Here is a 19,156-nt window from a genome sequence, read left to right as displayed (position 1 = left end):
TACCTCAGAAGTAGTAGCTCTTCCACGCTTGCGCATTCGTGACACTGTCCTGCACCGTCACCCACTGGACCGCTTGCTTCAGCCGTACGTTCTGGCACTGAAGCTGTGCGGTGAGCGTGACTCTTCCACGGCTGGGTACGGCAATGCGCGCCCAGCGCTGGCCGTTCGCATTGACCCGGGTACCACCTGGCGTGGCCGCGACCTTGACGTGCTGGATCGCAAAGCCCTTCATCCCACAGTTGCGGTCCGCGTAGTTCGGGAAAATCGTCACCTTCCCGGCCGCGTTCGCGTCGGGCACCGGACCGATCACCGCCGCGGACAACAGGATCGAGACAGCGGCGAAGCCTGCGGAGAGTGCTTTCTTCACGGTGAAGCCCTTCGGTGGATCGGACGGTAGCCCGATCCTGCCGGAAGCAGTACCTCGAGCGGTGTCCCCCGATAGAGCGAATCCGTCATCCGTACTCAGCGCGCACGTGTCTCCTCGAGCTGCATCGGGGTCTGCGGAGCTTCCACACCGTCGAACTGAGCTCCCCCACCAGGACTCGAACCTGGAATGCCTGAACCAAAATCAGAAGTGTTGCCGATTACACCATGGGGGAATACTGCGCTGACGATTGTGCCACAGCGCTCCGGCGGCGAGGCGACGCCACCGGTCGACTTCCTCTCGACTCCCAGACGACGATCGAAGTCTGGGAGTCGAGAGGAAGTCTGTCAGTCGGGTCAGTCCTTCGGACCACCGGCGACGTAGACGACCTGACCGGACACGAAGCCCGCACCCTCGCTGATGAAGAACGACGCGGTGTGGGCGATGTCCTCGGGGACGCCCACGCGGTTCACCGGGATCTGACTCGCAGCGGCCTTCTTGAAGTCCTCGAAGGGAACGCCGACGCGCTCGGCGGTGGCGGCGGTCATCTCGGTCTCGATGAATCCGGGGGCGATGGCGTTGGCGGTGACGCCGAACTTGCCCAGCTCGATGGCCAGGGTCTTGGTGAAGCCCTGCATGCCGGCCTTGGCGGCCGAGTAGTTGACCTGGCCGCGGTTGCCGAGAGCCGAGGTACTCGACAGATTGACGACACGGCCCCAGCCGGCGTCGACCATGTACTTCTGCGCGGCCTTGGTGACGTTGAAGGCGCCGCGCAGATGGACGGCCATGACGGCGTCCCAGTCGTCGACGGTCATCTTGAACAGGAGGTTGTCGCGGGTGATGCCGGCGTTGTTGACGACGACGGTCGGCGCACCGAGCTCGGCGGCGACCTTCTCGACAGCGGCCTGCACCGAGGCCTCGTCGGCGACGTTCGCGCCCACGGCGATGGCCTTGCCACCCTTGTCGGTGATGGCCTTGACGGTGTCGGCGCAGGCATCGGCGTCGAGGTCCAGGACTGCCACGGCCAGGCCGTCGTCGGCGAGTCGCTTCGCCACGGCAGCACCGATGCCCCGTGCCGCACCGGTGACGATCGCGGTCTTCTGCGTGCTCATTTCTACCTCCGTTGGTCAGGTGAGCGGGCCGGTCGCCCGGCCCGCGCTGGTCCGCTCCCCGCCTGCGCGTCGACGTAGAACATCCATGGCGCACCGATCGAACGCTCGGGGTAACGCGGTCCCTTGTGTTCTATCAGGTGGAGTTCGATGACGTGTGTTCCATCACGTGACAGCGTCGCATTCAGCGAGAATCGGTGCGGCGCGTTATTGCCCCGTTCTACCGGTGCGTAGGATCGCACCCGACGTGAACACCGATGAAGGAAGAGGGTGGGCATTCGATGTCGGGAACGTCGCCATCTGTGGCCGTGATCGTGCTGGCCGCGGGTGCCGGTACCCGCATGAAGTCCAAGACCCCGAAAATCCTCCACACGATGGCCGGCCGGTCACTTCTGGGCCACGCCCTGCACGGCACGTCGGGCATCGACCCCGACCACCTGATCGTCGTGGTCAGCCACGAACGTGAACGGGTCTCGGCCGCCGTCGCCGACATCGCCGCCGAACTGGGCCGCGACATCGCGATCGCCGAACAGGACGAGCCCCGCGGCACCGGCGACGCCGCCCGCGTCGGACTCACCGGCCTGCCCGAAACGTTCCGCGGAACAGTCATCGTGACCGCCGCCGACGTCCCGCTCCTCGACGCCGACACCCTGCGCGGCCTCATCGACACCCACACCGCCGACGGTGGTGCCGCGGTGACGCTGACCAGTTTCGTCGCCGACGACCCGACCGGCTACGGACGCATCATCCGGGCCGACGACGACACGGTCCGCGCGATCGTCGAGCACAAGGACGCATCCGAAGTAGAGCGCGCGATCACCGAGGTCAACGCCGGTGTCTACGCCGTCGACGCCGACGCCCTGCGGGACGGGCTCTCGAAGCTGTCGACCGACAACGTCCAGGGCGAGTTCTATCTGACCGACATCGTCGAGATCGCCCGCGACGCCGGCCAGGCGGTCCGTGGCTTCACCGTCGCCGACCCCGTCCTCGTCGCCGGCTGCAACGACCGTGCCCAACTCGCCGACCTCGGTGCCGAGCTCAACCGCCGGATCATCCGCCGCCACCAGGTCGACGGCGTCACCGTCGTCGATCCGGCCACGACCTGGATCGACGTCGACGTGACGATCGAGCCGGATGTGCGGATCGAACCCGGCACGCAGCTCTACGGCCGCACCCACATCGCCGCCGACGCGGTCGTCGGGCCCGACACCACGCTCACCGACGTCACGATCGGCGAAGGCGCCCACGTCATCCGCACCCACGGCAGCGACGCCGTCATCGGCGGCAACGCCTCGGTCGGCCCGTTCGCCTACCTGCGACCGGGAACCGTGCTCGGCGTCGCCGGCAAGATCGGCACCTTCGTGGAGACCAAGAACGCAACGATCGGCGACGGATCCAAGGTCCCGCACCTCACCTACGTCGGCGACGCGACGATCGGCGAACACTCCAACATCGGGGCGTCGAGTGTCTTCGTCAACTACGACGGCGTGAACAAACACCGCACGGTGATCGGCGACCACTGCCGCACCGGCTCGGACAACATGTTCGTCGCCCCGGTGAGCATCGGCGACGGGGCATATACCGGCGCCGGAACCGTCGTGCGGCAAAATGTACCGCCGGGAGCCCTCGCGGTCTCGGCGGGGACACAACGTGTCATCGAGGACTGGGTCGTGCGCAAGCGGCCCGACACCGCGGCGGCACAAGCGGCCCTCACGGCACGCGACAAGGACCCCGGGTCCGCCTAGCGCACCCGAGAAGCCCTGCCGCCCGCGGCAGGCAGCCCAACTGATCGAACCGAAACGGACAGAAGAGTTTTCATGACCTGGACCACCGACAACCAGAAGAACCTGATGCTGTTCTCTGGTCGTGCCCACCCCGAACTGGCTGAAGCCGTCGCCGACGAACTGGGCATCAAGGTGACCCCCCAGACGGCACGCGACTTCGCCAACGGCGAGCTGTTCGTCCGTTTCGAGGAGTCCGTCCGCGGCTCGGACGCGTTCGTGCTGCAGAGCTGCCCCTACCCGCTGAACCAGTGGGTCATGGAAGCCCTGATCATGATCGACGCACTCAAGCGCGGTTCGGCCAAGCGCATCAGCGTGATCCTGCCGTTCTATCCCTACGCCCGCCAGGACAAGAAGCACCGCGGACGCGAGCCCATCTCGGCCCGCCTCATCGCCGACCTGCTGAAGACCGCGGGCGCCGACCGCATCATCACGGTCGACCTGCACACCGACCAGATTCAGGGCTTCTTCGACGGCCCGGTCGACCACATGCACGCCCTCGGCCAGCTCGCCGGTTACGTCTGCGACAACTACGGCACCGACAACATCACCGTCGTCTCGCCGGACTCCGGTCGGGTGCGCGTCGCCGAGAAGTGGGCCGACGCCCTCAGCGGCGCTCCCCTGGCGTTCATCCACAAGACCCGCGACCCGCTGGTCCCCAACCAGGTCAAGTCGAACCGCGTGGTCGGCGAGGTCGAGGGACGCACCTGCGTCCTGATCGACGACATGATCGACACCGGCGGCACCATCGCCGGCGCGGTCCGCGTCCTCAAGGAGGCCGGAGCCGGCGACGTCATCATCGCCACCACCCACGGCGTCTTCTCCGATCCGGCCGCCGAGCGTCTCGCCGGCTGCGGCGCCAAGGAGGTCATCGCGACCGACACGCTGCCCATCCCGGCCGAGAAGCGTTTCGAGAACCTGACCGTCCTGTCGATCGCCCCGCTGCTCGCGCAGACGATCCGCGAGGTCTTCGAAAACGGCTCGGTCACAAGCCTGTTCGACGGCATCGCCTAGTCTTTCATTTCCCTCTCACCACCGCGCCCGGATGTCCCCACGGACATCCGGGCGCGGTGTTTCGTGCTCCCGGAGGGGCGAGCGCAGCCACCCCGATCCCTGAGGTGCGAGCGCAGCGAGCCACGAAGGGCTCGCCGACCAGCCCACTGACCTCGCGCGCGACATCAATCCGTCGAGGCGACATCGGCCGAAGTCGCCCGACCGAAGCGATGTCGCACGCGACATCAATCCGGCTAAGCCCCCGCCATTCGCCGCGTCTCCGACGGCGCGACCCCGTACTTGCGGCGGTAGGCGGCGGCGAAGCGACCCGTGTGCATGACGCCCCAGCGGGTGGCCACGTCGGTGACGTTCGAGGTTCCGCCGCAGGTCAGCAGGTCGTTGTGGATGCATTCGAGCCGGACGTCGAGTACGTACTCCATGGGGCTCATCCCGACGCACTCGCGGAAGCCCTGTTGCAAGCGGCGGGCGCCGACCGCGCCGATCTCCGCCAGCTCGCCCACGGTCCACGGTCGTGCCGGGTCGGCGTGGATGGCGTCGATGACCCGCTTGACCGTGCGCGGACGGGTACCGGCCAGCGGGTCGTCGGTCTCCGGTAGTGCCGCGAGAACGAGTGCGGTGGTGAGCATCCCGCCGAGCTGTTCGGCCATGCGCGGGTTTCGCAGCAGGATGCCGTCGCACAGCGCGACCTGCTGTCGCGCCGACCGCAGCAAGCCCAGCCACTCGGCGCCGGCGCCGGTGCGCAGGTCGAGCTGGCGGGTCAGCGACCGTCCGGGACGACCGGCGATCCGGTCGATCTCGCGCTGCAGGTAGTCGCGCTCGATCTTGAATCCGATGATCTCGCAGGTCTTGCTCCAGTTGGTGATGACCGTCGGGGTGTCGGGCGGGTTGAGTGTCGCCTGACCGGGTTCGGAGACGATCTCCCGACCGTCGGTGACCGAGGCGATGCTGCCGGACAGCGGAACGTTGATGGCCCAGGCTCCGGGATGGTCGGTGTCGATCGAGACATCGGCGCCGAAACCGATCCGTGCGAGCACCGTCGAGGCGATGGGTGTCGACTCCAGGCGGTAGTGCGAGGCGTCGTCGTGGGACAGCGGCCGCAGTTCATGCGGGAAATACGCATCCGCGACCACCTCGTGGACCTCGTCCCAGTCTGCGATCCCCGATCCCACGACGCGACGAGGCGTCGACGTCTCCTGCGACACCGGCACCCCCGGTCTGTTCATCCCCGAAACGGGCGGATCTGCCCTCACGTCGTCCAGCCTAACTGTGACTGCTGTCACTTTCGGCGGCCGGCGGCGATCCAGATCGCAACGTTGCGCACATCGGATCGACTGTTCGCAATGCGGATCGACGGGATGTGACCGCGGTCATACGTTTGTCGCACCGACACACCAGGCACCGCCACAGCACGAAGGAGTTGATCCCCATGGACCAACGCACGATGCGCAACATCTTCGGACAGTTCGCCACCGGCGTCACCGTCATCACCTGCGCGAACAACGATGGCGCGGCGCACGGCGCGACGGTCACCGCGTTCACCCCGATCTCGATCGAACCCCGCCTCTGCCAGGTCACGCTGACCCGAAAGTCGAAGGCCTGCGGCTACCTCGACGACGCGCCGTTCGCCGTCAACATCCTCGCCGCCGACCAGCTCGACACCGCGATGCACTTCGCCGGCAAGCCGCAGGAGCACGGGCCCGAGTGGAGCTCGGACTGGCTCGTCCCCGCTCTCGCCGGCACCGCCGCCACCCTGATCTGCAACCCGTGGGCGTCCTATGACGGCGGGGACCACGTCATCTACATCGGCGAGATCGTCGACGCCCACGTCGACACCGAGGCCGAGCCGCTTCTGTTCTACCGCAGCAAGTTCCACGAGCTCGGCGACACCTCCGGCGCAGCGGCCTACTGCGGCAGCCTCGACGATCCGCACAGCCGGTGGTTCGACGCCACCGCGCGGTTCACCCCGAGCTGCGTACCGCTCTCTGCAGTCTCCTGACCGACCATCCGACCATCGACCACATCTTCTGTCGCACAACCCAAGTGAGGACCATCATGACCGCAACCGACATCGCCCCCGACACCGAGGCCACGGCCGTCGACCGCTCGAAGGTGAACGTGGCCGCCGACTCCGAGGCCAACCGCACCGAGAACTTCGCCTCCAAGCCGATGACCGGGGACGAGTACATCGAGTCGCTGCGCGACGACCGCGAGATCTGGCTCAACGGTGAGCGCGTCAAGGACGTGACGACCCACGAGGCCTTCCGCAACCCGATCAGGATGACCGCGCGCCTCTACGACGCGATGCACGACCCGGCGACGAAGGACAAGGTCACCGCGCCCACCGACACCGGCAACGGCGGCGTGACCATGCCGTTCTTCCGCGCACCGAAGTCGGCCGACGACCTGCGCGCCGACCGTGACGCCATCGCCACGTGGGCGCGGATGACCTACGGGTGGATGGGCCGCAGCCCCGATTACAAGGCCAGCTTCCTCGGCACCCTTCACGCCAACTCCGAGCTGTACGCACCGTTCCAGGCCAACGCCGAACGCTGGTACAAGGAGTCGCAGGAGAAGGTCCTGTACTGGAACCACGCGATCATCAACCCGCCGGTCGACCGCCAGCTGCCGCCGGACGAGGTCGGCGACGTGTTCATGAAGGTGGAGAAGGAGACCGACGCCGGCCTCATCGTCTCCGGCGCCAAGGTCGTCGCGACCGGCTCGGCGATCACCAACTACAACTTCATCTCCCACTACGGCCTGCCGATCAAGAAGAAGCAGTTCGCCCTGATCTGCACCGTCCCGATGGATGCCCCGGGCGTGAAGCTGATCTGCCGCTCGTCGTACACCCAGCAGGCCGCCGTGATGGGCACGCCGTTCGACTACCCACTGTCGAGCCGCATGGACGAGAACGACACCATCTTCGTCTTCGACAAGGTGCTCGTGCCGTGGGAGAACGTCTTCATGTACGGCGACGTCGACAAGATCAACGCCTTCTTCCCGCAGTCCGGTTTCCTCCCCCGCTTCACCCTGCAGGGTTGCACCCGCCTCGCGGTCAAGCTCGACTTCATCGCCGGCCTGCTCCTCAAGGCGCTCGACTGCACCGGTGCCGGCGGATTCCGCGGCGTGCAAACCCGGGTCGGCGAGGTCATCGGCTGGCGAAACCTGTTCTGGTCGTTGAGCGACGCCATGGTCAACAACCCCGAACCGTGGATCGGCGACACCGTCATCCCGAAGCTCGAGTACGGCCTGACCTACCGCATGTTCGCCCAGCAGGGCTACCCGCGCGTGAAAGAGATCATCGAGCAGGACGTCGCCTCCGGCCTGATCTACCTGCCCTCGAGCTCGGCGGACTTCAAGAGCCCCGACGTCCGTCCGTACCTGGACAAGTACGTCCGCGGCTCCGACGGCATCCTCGCCGTCGATCGAGTGAAAGTCATGAAGGCGCTGTGGGATTCGATCGGCAGCGAATTCGGTGGCCGACACGAGCTGTACGAGCGCAACTACGCCGGCAACCACGAGGGCGTGAAGGCCGAGCTGCTCATGTTCGCCGACGCCCGCGGCACCGTCGGGGAGATGAAGGGCCTCGCCGAGCAATGCCTGTCCGAGTACGACCTCGACGGCTGGACCGTGCCGGACCTCATCGGCAACGACGACGTCAGCTTCTTCCGGAACCGCTGACCGTCCCTCTCGCACAGCCCTTTCGAACAGGAGACATCATGACCACCATCGAGCGGCCCGCCCCGGTCGAATCAGCGACCACCGTCGACTCCCCGACCGCCGCCGGTTCCGGCAGCGCCGCCACCGCGGCCTTCGCCGGCCACCGGTTCACCGCCGACACCTCACCGGAACGCCTGTCGGCCATCGCATCCGAGGCCTTCGCCGGCTTCAGCGCCCTGATCGACAAATACGAGATCACCTACGACGAGTACCGGGTCCTCAAGCAGTGGCTCATCGAGGTCGGCGAGGGCGGTGAGTGGCCCCTGCTGCTCGACGTGTTCGTCGAACACGACATCGAGGAGGTCAACTCGCGGAAGTACCAGGGCACCAAGGGAAGCATCGAGGGCCCGTACTACCTGCCCGACGCCCCGCTGCTGCCTGCACGTTGCACCCTGCCCATGCGCAGCGTCGACGCCCGCGAGACCCCGTTCGTGATGCACGGTCAGGTGACCGATCTCGACGGCAACCCGATGGCCGGCGCGACGATCGAGATCTGGCACGCCGACGCCGAGGGTTACTACTCTGGGTTCGCACCGCACCTCCCGGACTGGAACCTGCGCGGCACCGTGGTCACCGACGGTGAGGGTCGCTACGAGATCACCACCATCCAGCCCGCGCCGTACCAGATCCCGACCGACGGACCGACCGGCAAGTTCATCGAAGCCGCCGGCTGGCACCCGTGGCGACCTGCGCATCTGCACCTTCGGGTCGCTGCCAAAGGCCGGCATCCGATCATCACCCAGCTGTACTTCGCAGGTGGTGAGTGGCTCGACGACGACGTCGCCTCGGCGACCAAGCCGGAACTGCTCCTCGACCCGAAGCCCGACGCCGACGGCCGGAACGTCGTGCAGTACGACTTCGCACTCGACCCCGAGTAGCGACCCCACCCGCAGAACGGGTACGCGAGCGGTCCGGGTTCTCCCCCTCTGGGGCCCGGGCCGCTTTGCGCTGGGTACGGTGGGCGCGTGGACGCGACGATCTATCACAACCCGAAGTGCTCGACCTCGCGCAAGGCGCTGCAGGCCCTCCGCGACGCCGGTATCGAGCCGGCCGTCGTCAAGTACCTGGACGAGCCCTACACCCGCGAGCAGCTGGTGCAGTTGTTCGCCGACGCCGGGCTCACCCCCGCACAGGCCGTGCGCAAACGCGAGGCCCTCTACAAAGAGCTCGACCTCGCATCGGCCACCGATGATCAGATCCTCGACGCGATGGTGGAGCACCCCATCCTCGTCGAGCGGCCGATCGTGGTGACCGACAAGGGGACCCGCATCCCTCGGCCTTTCGAGAAGCTCGACGAGATTCTCTGAAGGGGCGTCGGTCCCGGACACCCGGGACCTAGGTCGCTCCGGTGAGCGTGTCGGTGACCGCTGTGTACAGCTCTGTGCCAGAACGCGTTTCACACGCCCCGGTCACGGTCGATCGCGACTAGCATCGCCCACATGAGCTACGAAGCAAAGATGATCATCCTGTCCACCGAGAACCTGGACGAGTCGATCAAGTTCTACACCGAGACACTGGGCATGTCGCTGAAGTTCCGCGACGGTGCCCACTTCGCCGCCCTCGACGGCGGTCCGGTGACGATCGCGCTCGCCACCGCGGTCGACCACCCGATCCCCGGCAAGGTCGTCGTCGGCATCAAGACAACCGACGTCGACGCCGCCGCGAAGGCGATCGAGGCCGACGGTGGCGCCATCGTGAAGGGCCCGTACGACGACGCCCACGAGCGTCGTGCCGTGGTGTACGACAACCAGGGCAACGGACTCGTGTTCTACAGCCCGCTGAATCGCTAGGCCGGGATCGGCAGCGGCTTCTGCACCGATGGCAGGGCCAGCGCGGCGACACCGCGCAGCAGGCTCTTCGTCATGTCGAAGTAGTCGAAGTAGTCGCGCCACACCACGATCCGGCCCTCACGGATCTCGAAGCGGCCGCACACCCCAGAACTGCAGATGCAGCCGTCCGAAGCGCAGCTCGTCGACGCGTTCGGTGAGCACGACCCCCGCCTCGTCGGAACTGACGTTGATCATCCGGTAGTTGAAGCCCACCCACGACTTCTTCGCGACACCGCCGAGCACTCCGGCCACCTTGCGCTTGCCATGGATGGTCGGCAGCGAGACGTTCGTGTAGGCGATGTCGTCGTCGATGGTCTCGAGCGCACCGGCGATGTCCTCGCGCGCGAATGCGTCGAGCAGGGCCGTCACGATCTCGATCGGGGTCTGTGAGGTCATGGCAGCCAAGTATGCCGGGACCGTGCTCGAGGAGGGACGCGATGTGACATCTCGGCTGGTCATCGACTATCCTGGCCGACGTTGTCTCGGCGAGGGTGACCCAGTCACCGTGATCGGCGCGACCATCGCAGTCTCCTCGAGGCCCTCAAGCGGCCCGGTGGGTGCCCGCGGTCGGTATCCGTGCCCGTTGCTCGTCGCGACGGACGAACGACCGCAACCACTGATCAGAGGAGATCACCATGGCTACTCAGGCCTCGAAGCTGGCTGTCACCACCCGCACCGAGAAGGGCAAGGGCGCCGCTCGTCGCGCTCGCCGCGAGGGCAAGGTCCCCGCCGTGCTCTACGGCCACGGCACCGACCCGCAGCATCTGCACCTCCCGGCCCGCGACTTCGCCGCGATCCTGCGTAACAACGGCCTGAACGCCATCATCGATCTCGACATCGAGGGAACCAGCCAGCTCGCGCTGACAAAGCAGGTCGACGTTCACCCGATCCGCAACTACATCGAGCACGCCGACCTCCTCATCGTCCGCCGCGGCGAGAAGGTGACCGTCGAGGTCGCCATCGTCGTCGAGGGTGACGCCGCGCCGGGCACCCTGGTCGTCCAGGACGCCAGCGTCGTCGAGGTCGAGGCCGACGCCCTGTCGATCCCCGAGCAGATCGTCGTCAGCGTCGAGGGCGCCGAGGCCGGCACCGCCGTCCACGCCTCCGATCTGGACCTTCCGGAGGGCGTCACCCTGATCGCCGACCCGGAGACCCTGATCGTCGCCGTCAACGAGGCACAGGCCGCTGCCACCGAGTCCGACGCCGACGCCGAAGGCGCCGAGGACGAGGCTGCAGAGGCTCCCGCGGAGTCGGAGTGATCCGACCCCCGACTGCTCTGTCCGAGTGGTGAAAATTGTTGTCGGACTCGGCAATCCCGGGTCCAAGTACGAGAAGACGAGGCACAACGTCGGCGCGATGGTCGCCGACGGCCTCGTCGACTCGGCAGGCGAGCGCTGGAAGGTTCACAAGAAATCCGGTGCGGAGGTCGCCGAGGTTCGCCTCGGCGGCCAGTCTGTTCTCGTGGCCAAGCCACGCGTCTACATGAACGAGTCCGGCCGCCAGATCGGCCCGCTGGCCAAGTTCTATTCGGTCGCGCCGACCGATCTCATCGTCGTGCACGACGAACTCGACATCGACTTCGGTCTCGTGCGCCTCAAACGCGGCGGCGGCGAGGGCGGCCACAACGGTTTGCGTTCTATCAGCCAGGTCATGGGCACCCGCGACTACCTGCGTGTGCGGATGGGCATCGGCCGTCCGCCCGGGCGTCAGGATCCCGCCGACTTCGTGCTCAAGCCGTTCCCCTCGGCGGACCGGGCCGAGGTCGAGCTGATGATCCGCAACGGCTGCGACGCCGTCGAACTGCTCGTCTCCCAGGACCTGGAGAGCGCACAGAACACCGTGCACGCCTGGTAGAGAAAGCCCCAATCGGTAACGATGTGCGTCGGGGATGCGGTACTTCCCAGTAAGTGACCGGGTGAGTACCGTCATATGTCGGGTCACATATTCGGAAGGAAGACCATGGCAGTCATCGCGGACACCTCAGGGATCAACAACATCGGCATGCTCGGGATCGGCGCCTATCGCCCTGAGCGTGTGGTCACCAACGACGAGATCTGCGAGCACATCGATTCCTCCGACGAGTGGATCTACACCCGCACCGGCATCAAGACCCGTCGCTTCGCCCGCCGCGACGAGAGCGTCATGGAGATGTCGGTCAACGCCGGACGCAAGGCCATCGCCAACGCCCTGCTGCACGGCTCCGACATCGACGCGGTCATCCTCGCCACCAACACGCACCTGCTCCTGACCCCGGCCGGCGCGACCAAGGTGGCCACCGAACTCGGCTGCAACGGCGTCCCCGCCTTCGACGTCACCGTCGGCTGTGCCGGCTTCGGCTACGGCATGGCCCTCGCGTCGGACATGATCCGCGGCGGCAGCGCCACGAACGTGCTGGTCATCGGCGCCGAGCAGCTCTCGGTGGCCCTCGACATGACCGACCGCACCAACTGCTTCATCTTCGGCGACGGTGCCGGCGCCGTGGTCGTCGGACCCACCGAAGAACAGGAGCTCGGCCCGGTGGTCTGGGGTTCGGACGGCTCGCAGTTCAACGCCATCCGCCAGGACTTCGACTGGGTGACCTTCCTCGACGGTGACCGCGTCCAGCGCCCGTACCTCCGCATGGAGGGCACCGCGGTGTTCCGCTGGGCCGCCTTCGAGATGGGCAAGGTCGCGCTGCGCGCCCTCGAGGCCGCCAAGCTCGGCTCCGAGGACCTCGACGTCTTCGTTCCGCACCAGGCCAACGCGCGCATCAACGAGCTGCTCGCCAAGAACCTGAAGCTGCGCGAGGACGCCGTCGTCGCCAACGACATCGAGTACACCGGCAACACCTCCGCCGCCTCGATCCCGCTCGCCATGGAAGACCTGCTCTCCACCGGCAAGGCGCAGCCCGGCCAGACCGCACTCCTCCTCGGTTTCGGTGCAGGCCTCTCCTACGCCTCGCAGGTCGTCAAGCTCCCGCCGGTGCCGTTCGAGTAATTCACCGTTCCAGAGCTGGGGCAGTTTGATCCGGATAGCGGATCAAACTGCCCCGCCTGTTTTTCAGGCAGCGAGCGCCTGACGTACGCGCTCGACGACGTATTCCGGACGTCCCCTGAGATCCGCCCAGGTGAAGTTGAGTACCGTCCACCCGAGCGCGATCAGGTCGTTGCGACGACTCCGGTCACGCTGGAACGTCTCGGCGTCGCGATGGAAGGCCATTCCGTCGATCTCAACGGCCAGCTTCTCGGCCGGGAAGGCGACGTCCACGAAGTATCCGCCGACAGCGTGGTTGCAGACGAAATCGTCGAGGCCGCCGTCGCGCAGGACTTGCACAGCCAGACGCTCGGCGGCGGACCGTGCACCTTCCTCGACACCGGCGACAAGCGCCGCGACCCGTGCGGCGTCCTCCTTGTTGCGCCGACGCACCGCTGCGGCTCGCAGCTGCTCGATCGAGACCCGGCGCAGAAGCAGCGCATTGTCGAGGATCTTGCCGTCGTCCTCTACCGAGGCCTCCAGCACCGAGAGCGGCAGCGAGGTGACCAGCAGGTGATCGCGGGTGACCGTCTCGGCGTCTTCGAGCTGTCGGTATCGCACCCGTACACCTTCGACGGGCGAGCGATGCCGCGAGCGTGGTGCGGTGACAGTGAACCTCTTCGGCGGCTCGTCGACGATTCCGTGCCACCACGCGGCACCCCAGACCGCTGAGTGCCGCGCCACTTCCGACCGCCGCGACTGCCAGCCGAGCACGAGTCCGTGGCGTCACCGGGTGGTCGGCGAGCGTGAACACCCCTCGCGTCTGTGGAGTCCAGAGCCCGGATTCGACGCGGCGTCGGATCGCCGACCGCGTCATCCCGAATTCGAGGGCGTCGGCGATCGCGACGACGCCGTCCCGCGCGAGGGCATGGCGACGGAGTCGAGGCGGTGTGTGCACGTCACTTTCGACGCAGCCGACCTCCGTGCGGTTCCATCAAGTGAGATGGGGGCAGTTTCGTTCGCATGCCGGCTCAAACTGCCACAACGTGAGTCGGCCATCAGTTTGGAGCCCTCCGACCAGCCGAGTAGCCTCGAATCTCGTGAGTTCTGACGTCGCAACCGAGGTCAAGCGCCGACGTACCTTCGCGATCATCTCCCATCCGGACGCCGGTAAGTCGACGATGACCGAGGCCTTGGCACTGCATGCGCGCATGATCAGCGAGGCGGGTGCGATCCACGGCAAGGCGGGACGCAAGTCCACCGTCTCCGACTGGATGGAGATGGAGAAGGCCCGCGGCATCTCGGTCAGCTCCACCGCGCTGCAGTTCAACTATGCCGCCGAGCACAGCGACGACGGCATCCCGAGCGTGATCAACCTGGTGGACACCCCCGGTCACGCCGACTTCTCCGAGGACACCTATCGCGTGTTGACGGCGGTCGACGCGGCGGTGATGCTCATCGACGCCGCGAAGGGCCTCGAGCCGCAGACCCTGAAGCTGTTCCAGGTGTGTCGCCACCGCGGCATCCCGGTGATCACGGTCATCAACAAGTGGGACCGTCCCGGTCAGACGCCGCTCGAACTGATCGACGAGATCACCGAGCGGATCGGCCTCACCCCGACCCCGCTGTTCTTCCCGGTCGGTATCGCCGGCGACTTCCGCGGCCTCCTCGACCGCCGCACCGGCAAGTACGTGCACTTCACCCGCACCGCCGGCGGCGCCAAGATCGCCCCCGAGGAGATCATGAGCGCCGACGACGCGGCCACGCGTGAGGGCGACGAGTGGACGGCCGCGGTCGAGGAGAGCGAACTGCTCTCCGAGATGGGCCAGGATCACGACCAGGAGATGTTCCTCGCCGGCCAGACCTCGCCGATGATCTTCGCGTCGGCGATGCTGAACTTCGGTGTGCGGCAACTGCTCGAGGTGCTCGTCGAGCTCGCTCCGCCGCCCGCCGGGCGCGTCGACATCGAGGGCAGGGAACGTCCGGTCACCGACCCGTTCAGCGCCGTCGTGTTCAAGGTCCAGGCCGGCATGGACTCCAGCCATCGAGATCGCTTGGCGTACATGCGGATCGTGTCCGGTGAGTTCGAGCGCGGCATGGTCGTCACCCACGCGCAGACCGGGAAACCGTTCGCCACCAAGTACGCCCAGGCCGTCTTCGGCCGGGACCGTTCCACCGTCGACACCGCCTACCCGGGCGACGTCGTCGGCCTCGTGAACGCGACCGCGCTGGCCCCCGGCGACACCCTCTTCGACGGTCCGAAGGTGCAGTTCCCGCCGATCCCGTCGTTCGCGCCCGAGCACTTCTCGACGCTGCGTGCCACCACCGCCGACAAGTACAAGCAATTCCGCAAGGCGATGGACCAGCTCGACAGCGAGGGTGTGGTGCAGGTGCTGCGCAACGACACCCGCGGCGACATGTCGCCGGTGCTGGCGGCGGTCGGCCCGATGCAGTTCGAGGTCGTCACCGCCCGTATGAAGGCGGAGTTCAACGTCGACACCATCATCGAACCGCTCGGTTACACGCTCGCCCGACGCACCGACGCCGAGAGCGCACCCGAGCTCGACCGGCAGCGCGGCGTCGAGGTGTTCACCCGCACCGACGGCGCGGTCCTGGCGCTCTTCAGCGACAAGTGGCGCCTGCAGTACATCGAGAAGGAACACCCCGATCTGACGCTGCAACCCCTTGTCGCGGCGGCGGATTGAGCCGATGAGGCGTCCCCTCGTGCGCACCTCCGGTGTCGGCGCGCTGGCCGCGGTGTCTGCGGCGGCGCTCCTGATGTCGGGCTGCGCAAGCAATCCGGCACCCGCACCCACGTCGACGAGCACGGCCCCCACGCCCACCGCACACCCGATCGATCCGGCGAAATGCGCGGAGAAACCACCCCAGGGCAAGGTCGACCGCGGCGGGCACGGCCTCACCTTCCGTTCCGGCGACATCCGGATCGCGATCACCGAACCGGCCCCCACGACGAGCGGGCTCCCGGCCGCCGGAAGCGCTCCGAGCGCCGACAACGCGACCAGCTGCTACGAGTTCAAGCGCTGGGGACCCGAGCAGCCCGACGTCCCACCGGACTCATTGTTGTTCGTGTTCAAGGGAATCGGGACCGACGGCGCCCAGATCGAGTTTCCCGTCAGCGAATTGACCGGCGGCACGGTACCACCGGCCGGCGGCGGGCCGCGTCCCACCGCGGGACCGCTGACCAAGCCGATCAACGCACAGATCGGCATCTCGGTCGACGGTGTCTACCACCAGTCCTCGGCGTGCCAACTCAGCATCACCGGGATGACGGGCAAACTCGCGGCCGGGTCGTTCACCTGCCCGGAGGCATCCCGCGTCGACGCGAACCCGTTCGCACCGGACGACGATGTGGCCTACGACGCCGACGAGTCGTCGACGAGCCCTGAGCCCGACGCCGGCACGCCACCGACCGTCGTACTGTCCGGACGGTTCCAGCTCACGCCGTAGGGGTTTCGATACGACGGGGCGCAAGCTCCTCGCCTCTCAACCGGCAGACAACGCTCACGCACCCACGATCCGCCCGACGACCGCAGGATCGACGTCGTCGATCGCGGCGGGGTCGAAGATCGGGTTGCGGTCCTTGTCGACCAGCACCGCCCGCACTCCTTCACGGAAGTCGTGGGTGGCGGTGATCTGTTCTGCCGCATGCAATTCGCGGTCGAAGCACTCGTCGATCCCGGACTGCGCGCCGGCGTTGATCATCGCGGCCGTCACCCCAGAGGCTGGTGGGTGAGGCCTTCTCGAGCAGGCCGATCATCTCCTCGGCCCACTCGTCGCCGATCGCTCCGCGCAGACCGCCGACGATGGCGTTGATGTTGTCGTCGGCAAAGTACTCCCCGACCTTGCGGAGGGGGACGTCGCTGGTTTCCGTGGTCCCCGAAGTCGCCAGCGCATCGGCCAGCGGATCTCCGGAACGGATCGACTCGGCGACGCCGGCGATATCGGCCGATGCCACGAAATGCGTTGCCAGGCCGACGGCCACCGCGTCGATGCCACGGATGCGCGCACCGGTGAGACCGAGCCACATGCCGACGCCCTCGGGCAACCGCGGCAGGAAGTAGGTGGAACCGATGTCGGGGAAGAAGCCGATCGCGGTCTCGGGCATCGCGATCATCGCCTTCTCGGTGACCACGCGGATCTCGCCGTGCACGCTGATGCCGAGTCCGCCGCCCATGGCCGCGCCGTCGATGAGGCTCACGTACGGCTTGGGATAGTCGGCGACCATCTGATCCAGCCGGTACTCACTGCTGAAGTAACGGGTGATGGCCGCGGTGTCGCCGTCGAGCGAATGCTCGCGGATCGCCCGGATGTCGCCGCCCGCGCAGAAGGCGCGGTCGCTCGCGGAGGTGACGAGGACGGTCTCGATCGAGTCGTCGTCACCCCAGTCGCCGAGCGTGGCGTACATGTCGTCGATCATGGACTGGTCCAGCGCGTTCAGGGCTTTCGGCCGGTCGAGGACGATCTCGCCGACACCGTTGGACACCGAGGTGCGAATGAAGGACATGCCCCCAACCGTAGCGGTGAGGGAAGAAATGCCGGAGAAAACCCGTTGGCAGACCCGGACGCGTCCACTACCGTGGACCCCGCACACGCAGCCGACCCGAGGAGTGATCCCGCACGATGAAGAACTGAAGTGGCCCCGGCCGACGCGCGATGTCGTTGCGACACCCGTCGGTGAACCCGAACCACTTCAGGAGATCTCGTGTCTACTCCCCTGCCCCTTTCTTCCCAGCCGTCGGTGGTGCTGTCCGATGTCTCATTCGTCTGGCCCGACGGCACCGCGGTCTTCGATCGCCTCAATCTCGCGCTGGGAGCGTCCACCTATTCGCTGATCGGCGCCAACGGCGCAGGTAAGTCGACGTTGCTCGGCCTGATCTCGCAGCGTCTCCGCCCGGCGTCGGGCAGTGTCAGCATCTCCGGGGCCACGTCCGCGCCGGAGGTGGGGATCGTTCCGCAGGACCCGCAGTCGGATCCGGAGTCGACGGTGTCGGCAGCTCTCGGCATCGACGGCATCCGCAGTGCGATCGGTCGCATCGAGGGCGGCTCGGTCGACGCCGACGACTTCGATGCCGTTGGTGACGACTGGAATGTCGAGGAGCGGGCGATCGGACTCCTCGCCCAGATGGGTCTCCCCACCGACCTCGACCGTCGGGTCGGCGCCATGTCCGGCGGCGAGGCGACGCTGCTGTCGATCGTCGCCGCACTCATGCGCCGACCCTCGGTCCTGCTGCTCGACGAGCCGACGAACAACCTCGACACCAGCTCACGGGCAAGGCTTTTCGACGCCACCGACGCTTTCGCCGGCACGGTGATCGTCGTGAGTCACGATCTCGAACTTCTCGAACGCGTCGACGCGACGCTCGAGTTGTACCGGGGCCGGGTCCGGGTGTTCGGCGGCCCCTACTCGCATTACCGAGAGATCGTGGACGCCGAGCAGGAGGCGGCCGAGGCCGCGGTGGCGACCGCGGCCGGCGATCTCCGCAAGCAGCGTCGGGAGCTGGTCGACGCCCAGATCAAACTCGACCGGCGCGCCCGCACCGCGTCGACCGCCGAACGTGAGAAACGGGTGCCGAAGATCATCGCGCACTTGCGTCGCGGGGAGGCGCAGGTGTCGGCGGGGAAGCTGCGCAACGCCCATCAGGACGACGTGGCTGCGGCCGCCGCCCGCCTCGACGGGGCACGCGAGGAGGTTCGGAAAGATCGCACCGCCCGGATCGTGGTGCCGGAGGCCGACCTGGCCTCGCGGGCCCAGGTCGTCACCGACGACCGGCTGCGCATCAACGGCCCGGAACGGATCGCGCTGGTGGGGCCCAACGGTTCCGGCAAGTCGACGCTCATCGCCGACCTCGTCGCACGCGAGGCGATCGTGGTGCCGTATGCGTATGTGCCGCAACAGATCGTCTTCGACAACCCGTCGATGTCGATCGCCGGCCTGGTGTCGGCACATCATCCGGACATCAGCACGCAGGAGGTGCGTTCACATCTGGCCCGGTTCCTGTTCCGGGGCGCACGCGCCGACCGCGCACTCGAGGAGCTCTCCGGCGGCGAGCGTCTGCGTGTGGGTCTCGCAGACGCACTGCTCGGCGATCCCACCCCGAAGCTGCTGATCCTCGACGAGCCGACCAACAACCTGGATCTCGACACGGTCACCCAACTGGTCGCCGCGCTGGAGCTGTGGAGTGGCGCGCTGCTCGTCGTCTCCCACGACGCGGGATTCCTGGATCGGATCGGGATCGACCGTCGCGTCGAGGTGGGCGGGTCGTCACCAGAGCTGGCCCCCGACACATAGGCAGTTCCTCAGGGCGCCTGAGCCGCCCCCACTTTGAGCGTGACGGGGCTCGCATGATCGGATGACTGTTGCGCGTCGCA

At 67.2% G+C, this 19,156-nt stretch carries 16 protein-coding genes, 1 tRNA gene and 3 pseudogenes; 13 read left to right on the top strand and 7 right to left on the bottom strand.

Annotated elements, in window-relative coordinates; all coding sequences use genetic code 11:
• Window positions 1-4: 4 nt before the first annotated feature.
• The 3 genes from RVF83_RS13130 to RVF83_RS13120 form a co-directional block, all read right to left on the bottom strand.
• Window positions 5-367, bottom strand: a complete 363-nt coding sequence (locus tag RVF83_RS13130) for a hypothetical protein (protein ID WP_005200954.1) — start codon at window positions 365-367, stop codon at window positions 5-7.
• A 160-nt stretch (window positions 368-527) separates the two neighbouring features.
• A tRNA-Gln gene (locus RVF83_RS13125) sits at window positions 528-599 on the bottom strand.
• A gap of 121 nt (window positions 600-720) precedes the next feature.
• Entirely contained in the window at window positions 721-1,476 is a 756-nt protein-coding gene (locus RVF83_RS13120; RefSeq protein WP_005200957.1) for an SDR family oxidoreductase, read from the bottom strand.
• 278 nt (window positions 1,477-1,754) lie between these two features.
• Here RVF83_RS13120 and glmU point away from each other — a divergent pair, with 278 nt between their 5' ends.
• Together glmU and RVF83_RS13110 are read left to right on the top strand one after the other, a co-directional pair.
• Entirely contained in the window at window positions 1,755-3,218 is a 1,464-nt protein-coding gene (gene glmU / locus RVF83_RS13115; protein WP_005200958.1) for a bifunctional UDP-N-acetylglucosamine diphosphorylase/glucosamine-1-phosphate N-acetyltransferase GlmU, read from the top strand.
• A 72-nt stretch (window positions 3,219-3,290) separates the two neighbouring features.
• Window positions 3,291-4,268, top strand: coding sequence for a ribose-phosphate diphosphokinase (locus RVF83_RS13110; RefSeq protein ID WP_005200959.1), 978 nt, complete (start codon window positions 3,291-3,293; stop codon window positions 4,266-4,268).
• A 233-nt stretch (window positions 4,269-4,501) separates the two neighbouring features.
• Here RVF83_RS13110 and RVF83_RS13105 read toward each other — a convergent pair whose 3' ends face one another.
• Window positions 4,502-5,491 carry an AraC family transcriptional regulator gene (locus tag RVF83_RS13105; protein ID WP_051989352.1) on the bottom strand — a complete coding sequence of 330 codons (990 nt, stop codon included), beginning with the start codon at window positions 5,489-5,491 and terminating at the stop codon, window positions 4,502-4,504.
• Between the two features lie 203 nt (window positions 5,492-5,694).
• Between RVF83_RS13105 and RVF83_RS13100 the strand changes: the two genes are divergently transcribed.
• The 5 genes from RVF83_RS13100 to RVF83_RS13080 all read left to right on the top strand — a co-directional run bounded on the left by RVF83_RS13100 (window position 5,695) and on the right by RVF83_RS13080 (window position 9,775).
• Window positions 5,695-6,264: a flavin reductase family protein gene (locus tag RVF83_RS13100; protein WP_005200961.1), complete on the top strand. Its 570-nt coding sequence runs from the start codon at window positions 5,695-5,697 to the stop codon at window positions 6,262-6,264.
• 56 nt (window positions 6,265-6,320) lie between these two features.
• Window positions 6,321-7,946, top strand: a complete 1,626-nt coding sequence (locus RVF83_RS13095; protein ID WP_005200962.1) for a 4-hydroxyphenylacetate 3-hydroxylase family protein — start codon at window positions 6,321-6,323, stop codon at window positions 7,944-7,946.
• A 38-nt stretch (window positions 7,947-7,984) separates the two neighbouring features.
• Entirely contained in the window at window positions 7,985-8,863 is an 879-nt protein-coding gene (catA, locus tag RVF83_RS13090; protein ID WP_005200963.1) for a catechol 1,2-dioxygenase, read from the top strand.
• An 87-nt stretch (window positions 8,864-8,950) separates the two neighbouring features.
• Window positions 8,951-9,292 carry an arsenate reductase (glutaredoxin) gene (gene arsC / locus RVF83_RS13085; protein ID WP_005200964.1) on the top strand — a complete coding sequence of 114 codons (342 nt, stop codon included), beginning with the start codon at window positions 8,951-8,953 and terminating at the stop codon, window positions 9,290-9,292.
• Window positions 9,293-9,424: 132 nt separating this feature from the next.
• Complete coding sequence (locus tag RVF83_RS13080; protein WP_005200965.1) at window positions 9,425-9,775, top strand: VOC family protein; 351 nt, start codon at window positions 9,425-9,427, stop codon at window positions 9,773-9,775.
• On the opposite strand, the pseudogene RVF83_RS13075 reads toward RVF83_RS13080, so the two are convergent.
• Window positions 9,772-10,210: pseudogene (locus RVF83_RS13075) on the bottom strand (limonene-1,2-epoxide hydrolase family protein). The gene RVF83_RS13080 and the pseudogene RVF83_RS13075 sit on opposite strands and share 4 nt — an antisense overlap.
• 239 nt (window positions 10,211-10,449) lie before the next feature.
• Here RVF83_RS13075 and RVF83_RS13070 point away from each other — a divergent pair.
• The 3 genes from RVF83_RS13070 (at window position 10,450) to RVF83_RS13060 (ending at window position 12,790) form a co-directional block, all read left to right on the top strand.
• Window positions 10,450-11,073: a 50S ribosomal protein L25/general stress protein Ctc gene (locus RVF83_RS13070; RefSeq protein WP_005200967.1), complete on the top strand. Its 624-nt coding sequence runs from the start codon at window positions 10,450-10,452 to the stop codon at window positions 11,071-11,073.
• A gap of 28 nt (window positions 11,074-11,101) precedes the next feature.
• Window positions 11,102-11,668, top strand: coding sequence for an aminoacyl-tRNA hydrolase (pth, locus tag RVF83_RS13065; protein WP_039881223.1), 567 nt, complete (start codon window positions 11,102-11,104; stop codon window positions 11,666-11,668).
• A 105-nt stretch (window positions 11,669-11,773) separates the two neighbouring features.
• The gene (locus tag RVF83_RS13060) at window positions 11,774-12,790 is read left to right on the top strand and encodes a beta-ketoacyl-ACP synthase III (protein ID WP_005200969.1); all 1,017 of its coding nucleotides are present in this window, start codon (window positions 11,774-11,776) and stop codon (window positions 12,788-12,790) included.
• A 63-nt stretch (window positions 12,791-12,853) separates the two neighbouring features.
• Here the strand turns inward: RVF83_RS13060 and RVF83_RS13055 are convergent.
• A pseudogene (locus tag RVF83_RS13055) lies at window positions 12,854-13,724 on the bottom strand (DUF559 domain-containing protein).
• 142 nt (window positions 13,725-13,866) lie between these two features.
• Here RVF83_RS13055 and RVF83_RS13050 point away from each other — a divergent pair.
• Together RVF83_RS13050 and RVF83_RS13045 are read left to right on the top strand one after the other, a co-directional pair.
• Window positions 13,867-15,471, top strand: a complete 1,605-nt coding sequence (locus tag RVF83_RS13050) for a peptide chain release factor 3 (protein WP_005200971.1) — start codon at window positions 13,867-13,869, stop codon at window positions 15,469-15,471.
• Window positions 15,472-15,490: 19 nt separating this feature from the next.
• Window positions 15,491-16,234 (top strand): hypothetical protein, encoded by a 744-nt coding sequence (locus RVF83_RS13045; RefSeq protein WP_005200972.1) that lies wholly within the window; start codon window positions 15,491-15,493, stop codon window positions 16,232-16,234.
• 54 nt (window positions 16,235-16,288) lie between these two features.
• Here the strand turns inward: RVF83_RS13045 and RVF83_RS13040 are convergent.
• Window positions 16,289-17,291 (bottom strand): annotated as a pseudogene (locus RVF83_RS13040) (enoyl-CoA hydratase/isomerase family protein).
• Between the two features lie 198 nt (window positions 17,292-17,489).
• Here RVF83_RS13040 and RVF83_RS13035 point away from each other — a divergent pair.
• Entirely contained in the window at window positions 17,490-19,076 is a 1,587-nt protein-coding gene (locus RVF83_RS13035) for an ATP-binding cassette domain-containing protein (protein ID WP_005200974.1), read from the top strand.
• Window positions 19,077-19,156 lie beyond the last annotated feature (80 nt).

The organism is Gordonia rubripertincta, from assembly GCF_038024875.1.
In the GTDB taxonomy this organism is placed as follows: domain Bacteria; phylum Actinomycetota; class Actinomycetes; order Mycobacteriales; family Mycobacteriaceae; genus Gordonia; species Gordonia rubripertincta.
Note: the sequence above shows the minus strand (reverse complement) of the source record. Positions and strands in the feature narration are given on the sequence as shown.

Excerpts from the sequence above, each read along its gene's own strand:
- RVF83_RS13070 (WP_005200967.1), top strand. The coding sequence starts at position 10,450 with ATGGCTACTCAGGCCTCGAAGCTGGCTGTCACCACCCGCACCGAGAAG.
- RVF83_RS13105 (WP_051989352.1), bottom strand. The coding sequence starts at position 5,491 with ATGAACAGACCGGGGGTGCCGGTGTCGCAGGAGACGTCGACGCCTCGT.
- RVF83_RS13080 (WP_005200965.1), top strand. The coding sequence starts at position 9,425 with ATGAGCTACGAAGCAAAGATGATCATCCTGTCCACCGAGAACCTGGAC.
- catA (WP_005200963.1), top strand. The coding sequence starts at position 7,985 with ATGACCACCATCGAGCGGCCCGCCCCGGTCGAATCAGCGACCACCGTC.
- RVF83_RS13060 (WP_005200969.1), top strand. The coding sequence starts at position 11,774 with ATGGCAGTCATCGCGGACACCTCAGGGATCAACAACATCGGCATGCTC.
- RVF83_RS13110 (WP_005200959.1), top strand. The coding sequence starts at position 3,291 with ATGACCTGGACCACCGACAACCAGAAGAACCTGATGCTGTTCTCTGGT.
- RVF83_RS13100 (WP_005200961.1), top strand. The coding sequence starts at position 5,695 with ATGGACCAACGCACGATGCGCAACATCTTCGGACAGTTCGCCACCGGC.
- glmU (WP_005200958.1), top strand. The coding sequence starts at position 1,755 with ATGTCGGGAACGTCGCCATCTGTGGCCGTGATCGTGCTGGCCGCGGGT.
- RVF83_RS13095 (WP_005200962.1), top strand. The coding sequence starts at position 6,321 with ATGACCGCAACCGACATCGCCCCCGACACCGAGGCCACGGCCGTCGAC.
- RVF83_RS13120 (WP_005200957.1), bottom strand. The coding sequence starts at position 1,476 with ATGAGCACGCAGAAGACCGCGATCGTCACCGGTGCGGCACGGGGCATC.